This is a genomic window from Campylobacter troglodytis, from assembly GCF_006864425.1.
Lineage (GTDB): Bacteria > Campylobacterota > Campylobacteria > Campylobacterales > Campylobacteraceae > Campylobacter_D > Campylobacter_D troglodytis.
In genome coordinates, this window is the sequence record NZ_QHLI01000216.1 from 1 (window position 1) to 582 (window position 582).

Annotated in this window: 1 protein-coding gene; it reads right to left on the bottom strand. The window is 34.0% G+C overall.

Going from position 1 to position 582, the window contains the following annotated elements; all coding sequences use genetic code 11:
• Positions 1–4 precede the first annotated feature (4 nt).
• Positions 5–582, bottom strand: a 578-nt coding sequence (locus DMC01_RS14240) for a phospholipase D-like domain-containing protein (RefSeq protein WP_486599304.1), incomplete at its 5' end; no start/stop codon positions are given.

The following is a 582-nucleotide window of genomic DNA, read 5'->3' on the forward strand; positions in this document are numbered from 1 at the left end:
CATTTTATTCTGCATTATCAGTTATAAATTTTTCATAAGAATTCAAAGGCATTATGTCAATGCTAAATTCATTTTGGCTAATTTTTTCGATTATAACGCTATCAAAGCCCAAATTTTCAAGCCTTTCAAGCGTGGCTAACTCGCCCTCTTTAAGCCTTAAAATTCCACGCAAAAGCCATTTTGCAAGGGCTGAATTTGGATTACTCATCAAGGCTTTGCCATAAGGGTTCGTTTTATTGTTTTGGCAAATTTTAGCACTCAATATCTCGCCCAAAGGCGTTTTTAATGCAAATTCTTGTTGTCTTGGCGGAAAAAATTTAGGGTAAAGTTTATGAATTTCAATAGGCACGGATATATAAACTTCATCTATTTTTCGTTTTCGTCCCCCAGCGTTCCATTGATTTAGCCCGCTTTTTAGTGGCACATTTTTACCGCCCTTTAAACTAAAAAGTGGCAAAATCACAAAATCAAGCCCAGCGATTTTTGATTTTTGGGGACTAGCTTTTGATAATATATCTTTTAGCGAAAGTAAGATTTTAAAGGGATTTTCAATGATTTTAATCTCAATGCTAGAAAAATTTT